This is a genomic window from Mucilaginibacter sp. P2_D11 (assembly GCF_056404435.1).
Genome location: NZ_JBFUEA010000006.1, coordinates 17,528 through 36,658, shown reverse-complemented (window position 1 = coordinate 36,658; position 19,131 = coordinate 17,528). Strand labels below are relative to the sequence as shown.

12 protein-coding genes are annotated in these 19,131 nt (G+C 49.2%); 9 read left to right on the top strand and 3 right to left on the bottom strand.

What is annotated here, in order from left to right; translation table 11 throughout:
* Positions 1-53: 53 nt before the first annotated feature.
* Positions 54-374: a phosphoribosylpyrophosphate synthetase gene (locus tag AC1DXC_RS10485; protein ID WP_477459102.1), complete on the bottom strand. Its 321-nt coding sequence runs from the start codon at positions 372-374 to the stop codon at positions 54-56.
* 365 nt (positions 375-739) lie between these two features.
* Here AC1DXC_RS10485 and AC1DXC_RS10480 point away from each other — a divergent pair, with 365 nt between their 5' ends.
* Positions 740-1,606, top strand: a complete 867-nt coding sequence (locus AC1DXC_RS10480; RefSeq protein WP_477459101.1) for a glycoside hydrolase family 25 protein — start codon at positions 740-742, stop codon at positions 1,604-1,606.
* Between the two features lie 8 nt (positions 1,607-1,614).
* Here AC1DXC_RS10480 and AC1DXC_RS10475 read toward each other — a convergent pair whose 3' ends face one another.
* A complete protein-coding gene (locus AC1DXC_RS10475; RefSeq protein WP_477459100.1) occupies positions 1,615-2,022 on the bottom strand; it encodes a DUF6855 family protein in 408 nt (135 codons plus the stop codon).
* A 428-nt stretch (positions 2,023-2,450) separates the two neighbouring features.
* On the opposite strand from AC1DXC_RS10475, the gene AC1DXC_RS10470 reads away from it, so the two are divergent.
* From AC1DXC_RS10470 to AC1DXC_RS10455, 4 genes are read left to right on the top strand one after another with little or no spacing between them, the layout of a single operon-like run.
* On the top strand, positions 2,451-3,875 hold the full coding sequence (locus AC1DXC_RS10470; protein ID WP_477459099.1) for a BNR repeat-containing protein: 1,425 nt from the start codon (positions 2,451-2,453) through the stop codon (positions 3,873-3,875).
* A gap of 45 nt (positions 3,876-3,920) precedes the next feature.
* Positions 3,921-4,880: a family 43 glycosylhydrolase gene (locus tag AC1DXC_RS10465; protein ID WP_477459098.1), complete on the top strand. Its 960-nt coding sequence runs from the start codon at positions 3,921-3,923 to the stop codon at positions 4,878-4,880.
* A 16-nt stretch (positions 4,881-4,896) separates the two neighbouring features.
* A complete protein-coding gene (locus AC1DXC_RS10460) occupies positions 4,897-6,129 on the top strand; it encodes a DUF2264 domain-containing protein (RefSeq protein WP_477459097.1) in 1,233 nt (410 codons plus the stop codon).
* A gap of 10 nt (positions 6,130-6,139) precedes the next feature.
* Positions 6,140-6,979, top strand: a complete 840-nt coding sequence (locus AC1DXC_RS10455; protein WP_477459096.1) for a glycoside hydrolase family 16 protein — start codon at positions 6,140-6,142, stop codon at positions 6,977-6,979.
* Between the two features lie 326 nt (positions 6,980-7,305).
* Here the strand turns inward: AC1DXC_RS10455 and AC1DXC_RS10450 are convergent, their stop codons facing one another.
* Positions 7,306-11,529, bottom strand: coding sequence for a hybrid sensor histidine kinase/response regulator transcription factor (locus AC1DXC_RS10450; RefSeq protein WP_477459095.1), 4,224 nt, complete (start codon positions 11,527-11,529; stop codon positions 7,306-7,308).
* A 762-nt stretch (positions 11,530-12,291) separates the two neighbouring features.
* Between AC1DXC_RS10450 and AC1DXC_RS10445 the strand changes: the two genes are divergently transcribed.
* The 4 genes from AC1DXC_RS10445 to AC1DXC_RS10430 all read left to right on the top strand — a co-directional run bounded on the left by AC1DXC_RS10445 (position 12,292) and on the right by AC1DXC_RS10430 (position 19,118).
* Positions 12,292-15,387, top strand: a complete 3,096-nt coding sequence (locus AC1DXC_RS10445; protein ID WP_477459094.1) for a SusC/RagA family TonB-linked outer membrane protein — start codon at positions 12,292-12,294, stop codon at positions 15,385-15,387.
* 19 nt (positions 15,388-15,406) lie between these two features.
* Positions 15,407-16,927 (top strand): SusD/RagB family nutrient-binding outer membrane lipoprotein, encoded by a 1,521-nt coding sequence (locus AC1DXC_RS10440; protein ID WP_477459093.1) that lies wholly within the window; start codon positions 15,407-15,409, stop codon positions 16,925-16,927.
* A 48-nt stretch (positions 16,928-16,975) separates the two neighbouring features.
* On the top strand, positions 16,976-18,106 hold the full coding sequence (locus AC1DXC_RS10435; protein ID WP_477459092.1) for a mannonate dehydratase: 1,131 nt from the start codon (positions 16,976-16,978) through the stop codon (positions 18,104-18,106).
* A gap of 82 nt (positions 18,107-18,188) precedes the next feature.
* The gene (locus tag AC1DXC_RS10430; protein ID WP_477459091.1) at positions 18,189-19,118 is read left to right on the top strand and encodes an RraA family protein; all 930 of its coding nucleotides are present in this window, start codon (positions 18,189-18,191) and stop codon (positions 19,116-19,118) included.
* The last annotated feature ends 13 nt before the right edge of the window (positions 19,119-19,131 follow it).

Sequence of the window (19,131 nt, the reverse complement as noted above, 5' to 3'; positions counted from 1 at the left end):
TCTTGAGCACCCCTAAATAAACAACTGCGAAAAATTCTGATTCAGACGACAAATCAACCCTGCCTGGCCTGGTATTTATAATGCAGTTGTTTCAATGTTTCTTCTGCCACCTCATCGGCCGAGTAGCCATAGCCGGTAACCAATATACCCTTTGCGCCCGAGCCCGCGGCCAGTGCATAAACGGTGGCTTCATCGGCAGGGTCTGAAGGGCCTTCGTAGCGGTACACATCCACAATTTCGAATTCATCGGCAGGGTAGCTTTGGTCTTCGGCTTTTAAATGATTGGCTTCGAGGTTAAAATCGAGGTTAAAACCCTGTTCCCTTAATTTTTCGATAGCCTCGGATACGGTAGCGTAGTGGAATTTCTGTTTCATAGGTGTGTTGTGATAGTATAAACACAAACTTATAAAAAGCAGTTTGGTTTTAGGATGTGAAAATAGTTTTGGGCGGATGGTGATAAAGCGAATAGATTTTATCAGTTTGATGACTGCTCGTTGCAGGGACGTCGCTTTTAAACAAATTGATGATAGGAGGCACCTACGGAGCCAAAATTCCTATTTTCCGAATGCTATAAACAGAATGCTCCTCCGGAGCGCCCAACATGGTCCAAACAGATTGACTCCAGCGGAGTCTCCCGTTTATAGACAAAAACGAGACAATTATTTTGGCTCCGTAGGTGCCTCCTTTTTAAAAGCGATTTCCCTGCCGCCCCTTGCCGCCCCATCCGTATATTTGCGGCGTGGCAGTACCCAAATCAACCAAACCTACCGTTAAACGGGCAACCAAGCCCGTCGTCCGCCGCAAAAAAGGCACGCCCGCTAGTACATGGTGGCGCTGGCCGCTGGTAATAGGCGTGCTTATCCTGCTTTCGCCTTTCTACTACGGGTACATCCTCAACGGTTTTACCGCTGCCTGGCGCTGGGTGCGCGATATTGGCGACGACCCGCATTACCGCAACTACAAAAGCTATAAAATACGCATCCCATCGGGGTACAAAATACATGGTATAGATGTTTCCTACGCGCAGGGTAAAATCGACTGGAACCGCGTTAGGGCCATGGAAGACGACAGCGTGCGCGTAGGTTTTGCCTTTATTAAGGCAACGGAGGGCGTGATGCTGGTAGATTCGTACTTTAAGCGTAACTGGCGCGAGGCTCCAAAAGCGGGCATCACCTGTGGGGCCTACCATTTCTTCAGGCCCAAAAAGAGCGGTTTATGGCAAGCGCGTTTCTTCCTTCAGAACGTAACCATGGAGCGCGGCGACCTGCCTGCCGTATGCGATGTGGAAGTGCTTGATGGTACCAGTCCCGAAGCCATGCGCAAAGAATTGAAGGCCTTTTTAAAGCATATCGAGAGCAAAACCGGCGTAAAGCCCATTATTTACACCAGCATCAGTTTTTATAAGGATTACCTGGATGGGTATTTTGATGGTTACCAACTTTGGATAGCGCATTACTACCAATCGCGCTTAGCTTTGGATAGCCATACCAGCTGGCGTTTTTGGCAGCACTCGGATAAAGCACGCGTAAACGGTATCAACCACGCGGTAGATTTCAACGTGTTTAAGGGGGATAGCCTCAGCTTCCAAAAAATGCTGATAAAATAAAGGGGTAATCAGATCGCCCTCATTTTATTGCCTTTAGGCTCGTGTGTTACTTCGGCAAGGCCAAGGGCCTCCATCAAGGGTGGCATGTACATGCCGAAGCGACCTCTCAGGCCCTTTTTTAGGCCATACCAACCACCAACCGGGTTGCTTTCGGCACGTCCCCAGGCTTCAACGGTACCTTCTTTGGCGGGTTTTTGCTCATCGGCACTGCCCAGTTCCATCCAATCGCCGTGGGCCTTCAGCATGGCATGCAAATCATCCAGGCAGCGATAATCGTAATGCAATACGGTTTTGCCTACGGTGCATACCAGTATTTGTTTGCCGTCTTTAACGTCGGCATGCATGGTGTATTCCGATGATAGCGGAGGTGTCTTTAAAGCCAAAGGGGCTTCTTTAGTGCCGATGTTGTAGGCCATATGGTTTAGCTTTTTAAGGTGTTAACGTACAAGTAATTGGTTGCAATGTTGCACAAATGTAAATGCTTGCTCTGGTAATCCGTTACGCAAATAGCACCCCAGGTTGATTTTTTACAATTATTTTTTGGATGGGATGAAAAGGGCTTTGGTATGTTGAAAATCCAGGTTTAACCAAAAAGTTTGTTATTATTTAAACACGGAGTCCGCAGAGGTTGGCACAGAGGTCGCGGAGTTTTTTGTTTGGCTAACCCAAAAAAAATCTCCGTGGACTCTGTGGTTTTATCTTTGTGCCCTCTGTGTTTAAAATTGCCAATAAATCTAAAGTATGATGCAAATTCTGCATTACTCCCCTAAATATTACAATTTTACCCCCTTCTGCTTACCATCAAAACCGGTTACTTTGCTTTTACAGTATGCTGTTTATTTTTATGAATAAAGCAGCATTATTCCACAAAACCGGCTATATTAGGATAGTGTATATACAATTGGTTGTTGAGCGGCAGCTTAGGCTGTCGCTTACTTTTTACAGGTTTCCTATGCTTTTAAAGCTGCGTGCAAAGATATTTTTAGCATTCGTACTGTTTACGGCGGCCCAAACTGGATTGTTTGCACAGGTGAGTACCATAGCCACCAATGGTTGGGCGGCCAACTCCGTAAACACGGTCATCTTCCGCAAAAATTCGCTGATAAGTTTCAAGGATACCCAATACGCAGCATTTTACGATGCCGAGCAGTTTATGGTGCTGGCTAAACGGAAGCAGGCATCTGCGCATTGGCAAACCCTCCGCACTGCTTATCAAGCCGATGCTACCGATGCTCATAAAAACATCAGCATAATGGTGGATGGCGAGGGTTACCTGCATGTGGCCTGGGGGCACCATAACCAGCCGCTGAATTATGCCCGTGGCGTAGCTCCCGGCAGCTTGACACTAAGCCAACCCTTGCCCATGACGGGCCTGAACGAGGATAAGGTTACCTACCCCGAGTTTTATAAGCTTCCCGGCGGCGACCTGCTGTTTTTTTACCGCGACGGGCAATCGGGCAATGGCAACCTGGTGCTGAACTGTTACAGCATGAAATTGAAAAAATGGCTGCGCGTACAGGATAACCTCATAGATGGCGAAAAAGCACGCAACGCTTACTGGCAAATTGCGGTGGACGGCAAAGGCGCTATCCATCTTTCCTGGGTGTGGCGCGAATCGGCAGATGTGGCCAGCAACCACGATATGTGTTACGCCCGATCTGTCGATGGCGGTAAAACCTGGCAACGCAGCGATGGCGGGCAATACAGTCTGCCAATTACCGCGACCACTGCAGAGTACGCGGCCCGCATACCGCAACAAAGCGAACTCATTAACCAAACGGCTATGTTTGCCGATGAGCAGGGCAACCCTTACATAGCCACCTACTGGCGCGAAGCCGACCAAACCGTTCCGCAATATCATCTGATTTATCATACCGATAGGCAGTGGCATACCGCTAACCTTGGCTTCCGAAAAACGCCTTTTATGCTTGGCGGCGTGGGTACAAAGGCCATCCCGATATCGCGGCCGCAAATCGTCGCCTGGCAGCGTAAAGGGCACACCGCTGCTGCAATTATTTTTAGGGACGAGGAGCGCGGCAGCAAGGTATCTATAGCGGTTAACCAGGATTTGGGTACCAACCAATGGGGGTTATCAGATTTGTCGCAAGGCTCCGTTGGCTCCTGGGAACCCAGTTACGATACCGCGTTGTGGGCAGATAAACACATCCTCGATCTGTTTGTACAGCATACTACGCAGATAGATGGCGAGGGTAGGGCCGATGTGGAGCCACAACCCGTGCAGGTTATAGAGTGGCGGCCGGCAAATTAAGCATCCAATAAGAAAACATATATTATGAGTTATAGCACATCTATCTTGAGAAAAATTACGGCAACACTGGTTTTAGGTTGTGTAGCCGCTGCCGCAAACGCGCAAAGTATCGATACCCTGCATGCGCCGGCCCCAGCTTTACCGGGCGTGTATGCCGACCCTAACATCGCGGTTTTCAATAACAAATTCTACATCTACCCCACTACCGATGGTACAGTGGGCTGGCAATCTACTCAATTCAGTTGCTGGTCGTCGGCCAATCTTACCGATTGGAAGAACGAGGGTGTAATACTCGATTTACCTGCCGACCTGAGCTGGGCAAAAGTGCGGGCATGGGCGCCAACCATAGCCACCAAAAACAATCAATATTATTACTATTATTCTGCCGATGTAAACATTGGCGTGGCAGTTGCTGATAAACCTACCGGGCCATTTAAGGACCCATTGGGCAAGCCACTCATCCGCAAAGGCATGCTGGGCGGGCAGATGATAGACCCGATGGCCTTTGTGGACGATGATGGCAGCGCCTACCTCTACTGGGGGCAGGGGCAGTGCAACGTGGTGAAGCTTAATGCCGATATGATAAGCTGCGACACTACAAAAATAACATCCTTTAAGCCGGAGGGTTATAACGAAGGCCCTTTTATGATAAAGCGCAAGGGGATCTACTACCTGATGTGGTCGGAATATGACACCCGCGACCCGCGTTATTCTATCGCCTACGCAACTTCCAAATCGCCACTGGGGCCATTCGTAAAAGCCGTTGGCCACCCCGTGCTGAAGGGCAAGGGCGTGGTGAAAGGCGCAGGGCACCATTCGGTGGTGCAGGTGCCTGGAAAAGATGAATGGTATATTGCTTACCACCGCTTTAAAATACCCGATGGCAATGGCTACAACCGCGAAACCTGCGTAGAACCCATGTATTTTGATGCCGATGGCAATATTTTGCCTGTGGATGTTTTCGGCAAGTTAAAACCTGTGAAGATAAAGGCATGGAAAAAATAAATGCTGAAATTTGAGCATGAAGAAAACGCTTGTCCTACTATTGTTGCTCGGTATAACCATAACCTCGTTCGGCCAAAAGCAAACGGCTACCGCTATTCCTACGCGTAAACTGTGGCTCAATTACCTGGATAAGGTTGCCCGCCCGGTGCTATCGAACCTGGCTGCTGATCAGCTGAGGCTGAAGATGCCCATGGAAGTTTCGGATAGGACGGATAACAAACAAGGCCGTACCGAAGCCGGCTACCTGGAGGCTTTTGGCCGTACGCTAAGCGGCATTGCGCCCTGGCTGCAGCTGGAAGGGGGAGATGCGGCTGAAGTAAAACTGCGTAACCAATACCGCGATTGGGCTTTGAAGGCTATAGCCAATGCTGTTAATCCGCAGGCTAAAGATTATATGCAGTGGAAGGGAGGGCAACCGTTGGTTGATGCCTCTTTCGTAGCCCTGGGGCTTATCCGCTCGCCATGGCTTTGGCAGCATTTGGATGAGGGCGTAAAGAAACAAGTAGTCGACGCGATGATGGCCACGCGCGTAACCGTGCCGGTTTACAGCAACTGGATATTGTTTACGGGGGTTATAGAAGCATTTTTTTGTAAGTACGATTTGCCTTACGACCCGGTACGCATAGAATACGCCGTACGCGAGTTTACGCAGCATTGGTACGTAGGCGATGGCATGTATTCTGACGGGATGGAATTCCATTTCGATTACTACAACAGCATCGTTATCCATCCAAACCTGAGCGCGATATTGGATGTGTTGAATGAAAAAGCTAAAAAATATAGAGGCGAACAACTGCGCGAAACAACCGTTGGCCAGCGTTACGCCGAAATATTGGAGCGGATGATCAATACCGATGGCAGTTTCCCGGCAACGGGCCGCTCTATTGTGTACAGGGGCGGCTTGTTTACGCATCTGGCCAATGTGACCTATAAAAAGCAATTGCCCGCCACGCTGTTACCCGCACAGATAAGGGGAGCATTAACCGCAGTGATACAGAAAACCCTGAGCGCACCGCAAACTTTCAACAACGCGGGCTGGCTGAATATGGGCCTTTACGGCAGGCAGCCCGGCCTTGCCGATTTTTATATTACCACGGGCAGCCTTTACATTTGCACGGATATATTTTTGCCGCTGGGCCTGCCCGATACCGATGAATTTTGGTCCGCGCCCGAAACGCCCTGGACATCGGTAAAAATATGGAACGGGCAGGATATGCCTGCCGACCACGCCCTCGACATCAAAAAGTAATTCATTGGGAATGCACATCAAAAGAATAGCCTGCCTGTTAGCCTTTTTAGCGGCAATGCCCTTGCTTGCACTTGCGCAACAGGCAGATACCAGCGGCTACAAACTGGTTTGGGCCGATGAATTTAACACCGATGGCCCCGTCAATTCCAAAAGCTGGAAATTTGAAGAGGGTTTTAAGCGCAATAACGAAGCGCAATGGTATCAGCCGCAGAACGCTGTTTGCCGAAACGGCATGCTGGTGATAACCGCGCAGAAGGTGCATCAGCCTAACCCAAACTATATTGCCGGCAGCAAGGATTGGAGAACCGGCAGGGAGCATGTGGAATATACCTCGGCCAGTGTAAACACCATTGGCTTACATCAATGGCAATATGGCCGGTTTGTGATGCGGGGGCGCATACCAACCGATGACGGCCTATGGCCCGCATTTTGGACATTGGGCGTAAAAGGGGAGTGGCCATCAAACGGAGAAATTGATATTATGGAGTACTACCGCAACATGCTGCTGGCTAATATTGCCTGTGGTACCGCCACGGCCTATAAAGCCAAATGGTACAGCGTTACAACGGATGTCAAAACTTTTGGCCCCGGCTGGAGCAAGCAGTTCCACATCTGGCGGATGGATTGGGACGAAAAGGAAATCAATTTATACGTTGACGATAAACTGCTGAACCGCGTACCGCTTACCGATTTGGTAAATCGTGATGCCGCGGCGATAAACCCCTTTAAGCAGCCACACTACATCCTGCTGAATCTTGCCATAGGCGGCGATAACGGAGGCGACCCATCTAAGACCCCTTTCCCCCAGAAGTATGAGATAGATTACGTGAGGGTTTATCAACGGAAATAGGACTTGGAAATTCCTGAAAATTTATAGCCAAAGCAGGTGCGGTTTATTGGAAAAAGCTGGAAATTTTTTTGCGCCCCGGCGGGCGATATTTAGCCGAAAATGCCCATTCTATGCAAATTTGGCCCCTTTTTAAATTATAAGGAAAAAGCCTTAAAAATCCCGAAAAACACCGAAAAAACTCCGAAAAACACAGATTTTTTACGGTATTTTGGCAAATTTACGCCAGTGGCAAGGGCAATAAACCGGCATGTAAGCCCAACCCATGCCGGCTTAATTTCACCGGATTTTTCCAATATTTCTATAAAATAAACCTGGACAAAAAATCATCAAACAACCCTCTGGTCCGATAGATATTTCTTAGGGCTTTTGCCGAATTTTTTGGTGAACGAGCGACTGAAGTTAGATGGCTCGGAAAAACCTACTTTATAACCGATTTCTGATATGGTGAATTCGCCGGTGCGCAGCAGGGCGGCGGCATGATCTAACCGCGTATTGGTGATAAAATCGTGCGCGGTTTGGTTGGTAAGCGCGCTCAGCTTGCGGTACAGCTGCCGGCGGCTCATCTTTAATGCCGTTGCCAGTTTATCTATATCGAAATTGAGGTAGGAGAGGTTGTCTTCTATTATCTTCACCACTTTGCGCAAGAACTCCTTATCTATATCCGTAATGGCAGATGTCTCGATAGGGTTGCCGGTATGGCCCGAGAATACTTCGCGCAGCTTCCGCCTGGATTCGAGGATGTTATGGATACGGGCAGATAACAGGGCCACGTTGAAAGGCTTCGAGATGTAATCATCCGCACCGGTGTTGTAGCCCTCTATCTTATTCTCGTCGGTTTGTTTGGCCGTAAGCAATATGATGGGGATATGGCTTGTCTTCTCGTCGCCTTTTAGTTTGTGGCAAAGTTCCAGCCCGTCGCCACCGGGCATCATAATATCGCTGATGATGATATCGGGGATAAGTTCCACTGCTTTTCTGTAGCCTTCCAGGCCATCGGCCGCCTGCTCTATGTGGTACGCCCCCTGCAATTCGTCGGCAACGTATTCGCGCAGATCGTTATTGTCTTCAACAATTAATACGATAGGCGTATTAGTTATTTTTTCTTCCGGCTGTTTGTTGCGAGTGGTGTTAGGCTCGTCCGACTCTATATTTTCCGCTTTAGCTGCGCCTGGCGGTTCTGCCGGCTGCAAATCCTCTTTGCCAAAGTTTTCTTCGCCTATGGGTATCCGCACAATAAAATCCGTCCCCTGGTTTTCGGCATCCGCTACCACAATTTCGCCGTTGTGCAGCAATATCAGTTCGCGCGTAAGCGCAAGCCCAATCCCGCTCGATTCGTTCTCGAAGCGCGAACTTCCTTTTATCTGGTAAAAAATATCAAATATTTTGTTCTTCAGCTCATCGGGTATGCCCACGCCCGAGTCTTTAATGTGTATCTCCACGGCCTGTTTTTGCTCGCCATCCTGCGCGGTAATGGTGCCCTGTTTTACCAATATCATAATTACGCCAAAATCGGGCGTGTATTTAAAGGCGTTGGGTATAAGGTTGTAAAGTATCTTTTCCAGTTTATCGGTATCTATCCAGGCATCCAGCTGGTCTACCTTTAAATCGAGGTAAAAGTTTATGTTCCGTTCGCGGGCGCGGTCGGTAAAGGCATTGAATACCTTCTTCACCAGGGCAACCACATCTGTTTTTGCGGCATCCAGACTAAAACCGCCGGTTTCTACTTTCCTGAAATCGAGCAGCTGGTTCACCAGGTTCATCAGCATAGATGCATTGTTGAACACTAGTCCGCTATATTTTTTGGCCTGGTTCACGGTGATGTCCTCGTTCTTTATCTTCCGCAACGGATCTACGATGAGAGATAACGGCGTACGCAGTTCATGCGACAGGTTGGTGAAGAAATTGAGCTTTAGCCGGTTCAGCTCTTTTGTTTTTTCGGTAAGAAGTTTCTGGTAATGCACCTCGCTCTTCAGTTTCTCTCGCGATTCTATTTCCCTGTACAACAAGTAGAGCCCGGTGGCCACCGCTGCTATATAAAACAAATAAGCCCAGGTGGTTTTCCAGAAGGGTGGGAGGATGACAATTTTAAGCGTGGTACCTGTCTCGTTCCAAAGCCCGTCGTTATTAGATGCCTTTACCCTAAAGGTGTAGGTGCCTGGGTCTAGGTTGGTGTAGGTGGTCTTCCGTTCGGTACCTACGTAGTTCCAGCCGGTATCGAAACCCTCCAGCATGTAGGCATACATGTTGCGCTCGGGCACGGTGTAGCCCAGCGCGGCGTACTCTATGGTAAATACCGATTGATCGTAGGCGAGGGTAATCTCTCGGTTGGTGTTGATGTTTTGCGACAGCGGTGGTTTGTTGGGCGTAATAGGAACCGGTTTGTTAAACAGTTGGAAATCGGTTATCACCACGGGCGGGATATTAGGATTATCCTTGAGGCTGCCCGGCATAAACACGTTGAAGCCCTCCAGCCCGCCAAATATAATTTCACCGTTGCTCAGTTTATAACCCGCGCCTATACTGAACTCGTTGCTTTGCAAGCCGCTGGCACTGGTATAGTTTTTAAAGGTTTTTTTTGCGGGATTAAAACAGCTGATGCCCTTATCGGTACTTAGCCACAGACAGCCGAATTTATCTTCGATGATGCTGTTTACGATATTGTTGGCCAGGCCCTGGCTTTCGGTAAAGCGGGTAAAGTTGTCATGCGCGGGGTTGAAAAGGCATAAGCCGCCACCCATGGTGCCCACCCATATATTGCCCTTGCTATCGCCGGCTATGGAGAACACCGCATCGCTGCCCAGGTTGTTTGCGGCTTTGTTGTAAGCCTTGTAAAGCCCCGTAGCTGGGTTATAAACAATAACGCCATGGGCTATGGTGCCTATCCATATGTTGCCCTTCGCATCCTCGTAAAAGGCGCGGATGTGATTGGCGCTGTTTTTATGTTTGCCTACTTTTAATACCAGGTGCGTAATTTGGTTGGTTGCAGGATTTAAAACGTTTACCCCGCCGCCATTGGTGCCAATCCATATATTACCTTTTTTATCTTCTAATAGGGCGTAAACAGATTGATTGCTGAGCTTGCCCGCGCCACTGCCTGCGCTATAATAGGTTTTGGCTTTGGTGGCAAAATTTATCCGGGCCATGCCCTCGTCATAAGTGCCCACCCACAAAACATCTTTCTGCCGGCTTAACTTCATGCACAAAACCGACAAGCTGGCGAAGTAATTCTCCTTGGCTGCGGGGTTGAACGCCTCGAATTTATTGGTGTGGGGTGCCCAGCGGTACAGGCCCGTACCATCCGTACCGATCCATATATCGCCGTTGGGTGCTTCGCTAAAGGAAGTTACGATGTTAGCGTTGATGTTGAGCGCATCGGTACCGAAGTTTTTGTAGAGGTTGAACTTGAACTGGTTCTTGTCGTACTTATTGATGCCTTTTGCGTAGGTGCCTACCCACAGGATGCCCTGGTCATCAACCAAAAGCGAGGAAATGGAGCTGCTGCTTAAGCTGCGCACGTCCTTAGTGCTTTGTTGGAAATGGGTAAAGGTGTTCCGTATCGGGTCGAAAAGTTCCAGCGCCAGTTCGGTAGCCACCCATAACTTGCCATCGCCTGCGTTGCAAAGGGCACGGATAACGTTATCGCGGAGCCCGCTCGGGTTTTGCAAGTCCTTTTGGTAAGCCTTAAAGGTTTCGGTTTTGTCGTCGTAAAGGTTAAGGCCATCTACGGTGCCTATCCATACATTGCCGGCTTTATCTTCATAAACGGTATTGACGTTGGTGGCGCTGATGTTGCCGACCTGCCCATCAGCACCGAAGTGCTTGAACGTGTTTGTCCGTTTGTTCCAGCGGTTAAGGCCGAAAAGCGTGCCTATCCACAGGTTTTCGCGACTATCCTCATAAATGCAGTTGATATTCTCTACCTGTGCATATTGGAACGCATGTGGCACCAGCTTTTTACTGTCCGGGTTGTAAACGTTGAAGCCAGATACCGTACCCACCCAAAGGTTGCGCTGCTTATCCTCATAAATAGCCTTGATTATTTTAGTGCCGATTTTTTCGTCGCCTTTATCTGTACTGCCTACTGCGATGAATGAATCGGTGTTACGGTCGTACAGGGCCAGTCCGCCGCCTACAGTGCCCACCCACAGGTTGCCGGCGTGGTCTTCCAGCATGCATCGTATATTATTATTGGGGATGCTTTTCTTATCGGAGGGGTTATTACGGTACACCTTGAATTTATAGCCGTCGTATTTATTAAGGCCGTCCTGCGTACCGAACCACATAAAGCCATACCTATCCTTCAATATACAAACCACGCTGCTTTGCGATAGGCCGTTGGCTGTAGTTAAATGCGTAAACTGGACGACGTTTTTCACCTGCCCGCAGGCCTTGGTAGCCGGTAATAACAGGCAGGCGGCGAAAAGCAACAAGCCTGTCTTGGTAAATCGGGCATATAATTCAAAAATACGGGCGGCCGCCATCTGGTAAAAAGGCATATAAAACATCCGGTACAAATAAAACGGGTAAGGCAACAGCGCTTTACCGGTCATTTAAACAATAAAAAAGAGGGCCTTTATCAATAACCGGCAATTTAACAGTTAAAGGGCTTTATAATTGGTTTTTTAGCAAGCGGGCGTAAAATTTAACATTATCGGGCTAAAAAAAGCCGCATTTAGCTATGGCCTGATAAGTTGATGGCATGCACTGATAATTTGCCGCCCCTGCTTTGCTTAAACAAGTTTAATACTTGTATCTCTAAAAAAAGCATCCAAATCGCCGCATGCATTAATTGATAAGCAATGGCACGCCCTGATAAGGGCGCGAATGTACCCTTTGCATAACATTGTGCCACATGATGCCGCCTATCCGGCATAGCATCATTAACCAATTATAATTTACGATACCCTGCAAGCAAATAGCCCTGCTATTATATACGGCCGACGGTATCCAAAAACTGAAACAAAAAATTTAATGTCCCGGTGCATGGTTACCAATACCCTGTGCGGGTTGTTTATCAACCAACCTAAAATTAACGTGCAATGAGAAAATTAAAACCCGGCTGAGGGCACCCCCGGCAAACAGAAATGTTAGTCGCTAAAGTTTTAAAGATGCAAACCAAACCAATTGTAGAATGAGAAAACCTATACATCAAAACTTAAGAAGGCTTAATTAACGCTGCCAGCAGCAGGGCTACTAGCCAAAAGGGCCGAACGGCGCGGCCGCAGTGTGAGAAGCTGCTGGCTATAGGAAACCGGCTCCGTTCCCTTCCAACAACATTTATGAACCTTAATTAACTCAACAACCAGTTGTTTATGAAAAAAATTATCATCCTGGCCTTACTAGGCCTTGTTTACCTGAATACCGCATTCGCACAATCGCAAAAGGTATCGGGCGTGGTTTCGGGCGATGACGGGCAGCCTTTGATAGGCGCCACTGTTTACTTAAAATCGGCTATCAACACCGCCACCACTACTGATACAAAAGGTGCATTCAGCATCAACGCGCCGGCCAACGCCATCTTAGTAGTAAGCTACATCGGCTACAAAACACAGGAGTACCCGCTAAAAGGCGAAACCTCGGGCATTAAAATCGTACTCGGCTCGGGCAATTCGTCCTTAAACGAGGTGGTGGTAACCGCCCTTGGTATCAAAAAAGAGAAGAAATCATTAGGCTATGCCGTAACCGAGGTAAAGGGTAACGAGCTTACCGAGGCACGCAGCGTAAACCTTGCCAATGGCCTGGAGGGCAAAGTAGCCGGTTTGAATATTTCGCCGCCAGCTACGGGTGCCAACGGTTCTACGCGTATCACCATCAGGGGCAGTGGCTCTATATCGGGCAATAACCAGCCGCTTATCGTGGTGGATGGTGTGCCGATAAATAACGACCCCAGCACCCTCGGCCCAATCGTATCGTGGACTAAAGGCGACGCGCAAGGCTACGATAAGGGCGATGGTATATCGCAACTGAACCCGGATGAAATCGAAACCGTGAGCGTGCTGAAAGGCGCTACTGCTGCGGCACTATACGGTTCAAGGGCATCAAACGGCGCGATATTAATTACCTCCAAATCTGCAAAGGCAGGGCAGGGCATAGGCGTTGAGCTGGGCCTTAATGCTGCCATGGAAACCCTGCTAATACCTGATTTAGGCTACCAAACCCAATACGGCCATGGTACAGGCGGCACTAAACCGACTACCGTAGCACAGGCAAAAGCCGGCCGCTTTAGCTGGGGTGGGAAATTGGATGGCTCCGATGCGATGTTTTACGATGGCGTACTGCGTCCATACGTTGCGCAGGATAATAACTACGGCAATTTTTACCAAACCGGCAAAAACATCACCAGCAATGTTGCCTTAACCGGTTCTTCCGAAAATATCAAATACCGTTTCTCCTACAGCAATGTAAATTATAACGGCATCCTGCCCACCAACACTACCGATCGTAACAACTTTGCTCTTAATTTGAACAGCAACCTGGGCAAAAAGCTGTCTATCTTAATCAACACCAAATACATATCCGAAAAGAACCACAACAGGCCGCGCGTATTGGGCGAGGCGGGCAGCTCAACCTTCGGTATTCTAGCTTTGCCATCAACCATACCGCTTTCGGTTTTGAGGGATAAGAAATACGATGCCAACGGTTACGATAACCCATGGAACGATAACCTGTTCACCGTAAACCCTTACTACGGCGTGGAAGATTTTAAGGAAAACGATAAAAAGAACAGCATCATTGGTGCCATTGAGCCCAAATTCCAGATTACCGACTGGCTGTACACCAAAGCACGCTTCGGCCTGAATTATTTCAACTATAGCGAAAACGAAATTATTCCTTATGGCACGGCTTATCAGCTGCGCGGCGGTTTAACCATACATAACCGTACCTACAATGAGCAGAACACCGAGTTTATGATTGGTGCTAACAAAAATATCACCAACGATATCAACGTGAACGGCATCATCGGCAGCAACTTTTTGAAGCAGGTTACGGATGGTAACGATTTCACGGCATCGAACTCGTTCAATATCCCTTTCTTTTACGATTTATCTAACATCGATGCGGCTAACCGCACCTACAGCAACGCGCACATTGAAAAACGCATCAACTCGGTTTACGGTACAGCAGAGATATCTTACAAAAGCTACCTGTACTTGAATGGATCGGCCCGTAACGATTGGTTTTCTACGCTGGCCAAAGGTAAAAATAGCATCCTTTACCCATCGGTAGGCTTAAGCTTTGTGGCTTCGGAGGCTTTGAAACTGCCTGCAGCATTCAACTATTTAAAAATAAGGGCTGCCTGGGCACAAGCCGGCGGCGATACCGACCCTTACAACCTATCGCTAAACTACGCGCTTAACGGTACCAACCTGGGCGCACCGCTGGGGCAGATAAACAACACCAATATCCCCAATGTAAACCTGCAGCCGCTGACCTCTACCACATCAGAAATAGGCGTGGAGACCCGCATGTTCAACGATAGGTTCAATTTGGATCTTACCGTGTACAACCGCAAAACCCGTAACGATATCGTAGCGGCAACCGTGTCGGTAGCATCGGGCTATAGCACTGCTTTGTACAATGTAGGCGCAATAAGCAATAAAGGTATCGAGTTGCTCATCGGCGGCACGCCTTTCAAAACCAAATCTTTTAGCTGGAACACCTCGTTCAACGTGGCCTACAACAAAAGCGAGGTGCTTAGCCTGTACCAAAACTTAATTACCCTGCGCGTAGACCAAAGCCGTTACGGCACCTCGTTCATTGATCAGATCGTTGGCAAGCCCTACGGCCAAATAACAGGCTTCGATTACAAGCGCGACGCCGCCGGGAATATCGTTTACAGCTCGGGCGGTGCGCCGCAGAAGGGTAACCTTATTACTTACGGTTCGGGCGTTGCGCCGTGGGCTATGGGCTTTACCAATACGTTCACCTACAAGCGCATCAGCTTAAGTACATTGATAGATGCCAAATTCGGCGGGTACATCTACTCTGGCTCTAAAGCATTCGCTTACCGTTTCGGCTTGGCGCCGGAGACTTTGGAAGGCCGCGATGGCGGTATAGTAGGTGTGGGTGTAAACGAGCAAGGCACTGTGAATACGGTTAATTCTACCTCGCAAAACTACTTTGGCAGCATCCATTCTAATATTGCAACCCCAATGGTATTCAAATCGGACTTTATTAAGCTAAGGCAGATTATCCTGAACTACCAGTTACCATCCTCATTACTCAGTAAAATAAACGTAAAGGGCGCTACCATTGGCCTGGTTGCGCGTAACGTGGCTATTTTGATGAAGAAGACCGGCAACCTCGACCCTGAATCGAACTACAACAACAGCAACGCCCAGGGTTTGGAGTATGGCAGCGCGCCAACCACCAGGAACATCGGCATCAACCTGAACATCAAATTTTAAACATTTAAAAAGCATTAAAATGATACGTAAACTATCAATCATAGCTTCTGTTGCGGTCTTGCTTGCTTCGTGCACCAAAGACTTCCAATCTATAAATACAAACCCTAACGTTCCTGCGGCGGTCCCTAACGATTACCTGCTGGCAACATCGCAGGTGCAACTGGCCGGCGCGCACAACCCCGATTCAAAATCGTGGAGGAACAACTTTGGGTACAGCGCCTGCCTGGTTCAGCAAATGTCGTCGACCGATATCAGCTTTTACGGTGGCAGCTTCTATACCTCAACCCAAAACAGCTTTTCGGCTTATTTTGAGGATGCTTATCCAAACTCCATCAAAAACGAGGTGAATTTGATAAACCTTACTTCGGCGGATGCCAAATACGTAAACATCACCTCGATGGCACGCATATTAAAAGTAATGGATATGGCCGTGATGACCGATATGTATGGCGATGTGCCTTATACCGGCGCGGGCAAAGGATACCTGGATGCCAACTTTACCCCGGCTTATGACGCGCAGAAAGATATCTATGCCGATATGCTGAGCGAACTGGAGAAAGCCGGTGCCGCTCTCGACCCAGCGGCCTACATCCCTACCAAGGCCGATTATATCTATAGCGGCGATATTGTCAAGTGGAAACGCGCAGCCAACACGCTTATGTTGCGCCTGGCCATGCGTTTGATAAAGGTTGATGCCGGCATGGCGCAAGCCTGGGCCGCCAAAGCCATATCGGGCGGGTTGATTACGAGCAGCGCGGAGAACATCGCCATTAAATTCGATGGCGTTGCGCAGATAAGCTCTAACCCAAACTCCTGGATACTGGGGCCAACAGGCTCGCGTAACATCGCAGCCATCAACGGCGCGGTTTGGGGCAAAACCCTGATAGATATGATGAAAAACAGGCAAGATCCGCGCCTGCCGCTGATTGCTGCGCTTAAAAACGGCAATAACGCGGTTGCCAACCAGGTGGGCCTGCCAAACGGCGTCAACACCAATACGCTGGCAACGCTAACGCCATCCAACCTCGATTTGTATTCGCGCCCGGCAGCTGCCATGTACGCCAATAACAATCCATGGATATACATGACCTACGCCGAAGCCCGCCTATTGCAGGCCGAAGCTATTGAGCGTGGCTATGCAACAGGTTCAGCAGCAACCGTATTTGCCGATGGTCAGCAAGCCGCCCTTAACCAGGTTTATGGTGCAGTTAAGCCATCCCTTGCCGATGTTGCCACTTATGCCGCGGCAAATCTTTATCCGGTTGCCGGCGATATAAACGCCAAAATGAATGCCATACACACCGAGCTGTACCTGCTTAATGCGGTTACGCTGAACGGCGCCGAGGCGTGGTCTGACTGGAGGCGCTCTGGTTATCCCGTTTTAACCCCGGTAAACTTTGTGGGCAACGAAACCAATGGCGTTATCCCGCGCAGGCTTAAATATTCGCCGGGCGAATTTGGCGTGAACCCTAATATCAACACCGCCATCAGCAGGCAGGGAGCCGATTTATTCACTACCCGTATCTGGTGGGATAAATAGGCCAAAGCAAGCACAAATACTAACACCCCTTAAATATTTAAGGTTTTTATGATGAAGGATAACCGTAGGGATTTTATAAAAAAAGGCGCGTCGCTGGCAGCCGCCCTCTCCATTGGAGGGGCGGCTGCCGCTGCGGCCAAAACCGAATATTACAGGCAGGGGCAAAAGGATGCTAAAGCTCAGGCCACCATGGCACGGGATGTAGGCATGCAGTTTTGCGAATCGTACTTTTTTGGTATGAACAAGCAAAAAATAGCCCTCACCAAACAGATGGATGTGTTGGGCGCCGTGGCCGGCATACAGCCCGCTCTGGCGGGGACCGACGCCAAACCCTGGGAGTACAACACCATTATGGCAAACGTAAAGGCCTGGGAAGATGTGGGGCTGAAACTGCGCGTAATAGAGGGGCCGCCAAGCCTCGGCGAAAAAACCAAGCTGGGGCTGCCGGGTAGGGACGAGGAGATTGCCAACTTCATCACATTTATGAAAAACCTCTCCAGAGCGGGCATCGATACCATTTGCTACAACTGGATGCCCGTTATTGGCTGGTTGCGTACCAATAACGATAAGCCCGGCCGCGGCGGCGCGCTGGTTACGGCATTCGATTATGAGGATATCAAAAATGCGCCTGTTACCAAATTTGGCCAGGTATCCAAGGAGACCCTATGGCAAAACCTCGAGTATTTTTTAAAGGCAGCAGTGCCCGAGGCGGAGAAGGCCGGCATAAAACTGGCCATGCACCCCGATGACCCACAGGTAGATAGCGTGCGCGGCATATCGCGCATCATGACTACCGTGCCCAATTTCGATAAGATGCTGAAGCTGTACCCCAGCCCCAACAATGGCATCACCATGTGCCAGGGTAATTTCTCGCTGATGGGAGTAGATATCCCCGAAACGGTGCGGCACTTCGGCAAGGATAAGATACATTTCGTGCATTTCCGCAACGTGCGGGGAGGGAAATTCAAATTCGAAGAAACCTTTCACGATGAGGGGCAGATAGATATGTACAAAGCGATGGAGAGCTATTACAAAATTGGGTTTACCGGTGCCATACGGCCCGACCACGTGCCCACCATGGCCGGCGACACTAACGAGCATCCCGGTTACAGCACCATAGCGGTTTTATATGCCATTGGCTATATGCGCGGGTTGATGGAGGCCGTTGGCCGGAAATAAGATAAGTAATTAAGTCTTATTTCATTGCCGACCCCGCATGGGCCTGTAGCGCAACACAGATTTCCTGATTGATACCATGAATATGAAAAAAATACTTTTTACCGCCCTTTTTATGGCCGCCGCGTTTGCTGCAAGCGCGCAAACCATAGGCGCATCGCCCGAATACATCAAAACGCTTACCGCTAAATGGAAAGGCGAACGCTTTGCCGATGGTCGCCCAAAAGTGCCCGATGCCCTGTTGGCCCGCTTAAAGAATATCTCGCTGGAGGATGCCTGGGGCGTGTTGAAGAACAAGGGCTTCGTAAACCAGTTCGAGGGCGACTGGACCATCATCAACCCTGATAGTGCCATGGTTGGCCGCGTGGTTACGGCGCAGTATATGCCCGCCCGCCCGGATCTGGTCGAAGTGATAAAAGCACAAGGCCTTATTGAGGGCAGAGGGCAGCAAGGCGGCAACAACTCCTGGCCAATAGATATTTTGGTTGATGGCGATGTGTACGTGGCCGATGGCTACGGCAAGGTGGTGGATGGTACGCTTATAGGGGATAACCTGGGCAATTCCATCTACGCCAAATCGCGCAAAGGGGTGATATTCTATGGTTCGGTAAGGGATGTGGAAGGCTTAGCCGCCATAAAAGGTTTCAACGGCTGGATAAAAGGCACCGACCCATCGTACCTGCTGCAATCAACTTTAACATCGATCAACAATCCTATTCGCATTGGGCGGGCCATCGTATTACCCGGCGATGTAGTGCTGGCTAAAAAGTACGGCACCATTTTTATCCCCGCCTACCTGGTAGAAGAGCTGGTGCTTACCTCAGAAGTTACCGCCCTGCGCGATGAGTTTGGCCACCTGCGCCTCCGCGAGAAAAAATACCTCACCGGCCAGATAGACAGCAAATGGACCGACGAGATAAAAGCCGATTTCCTGAATTGGATAAACCATTATCCCGGCAAACTGCCCATGAGCAAAAAAGAACTCGACGATTATTTAAAGGAGCGCAATTATTAATCCAGCCCTTCAA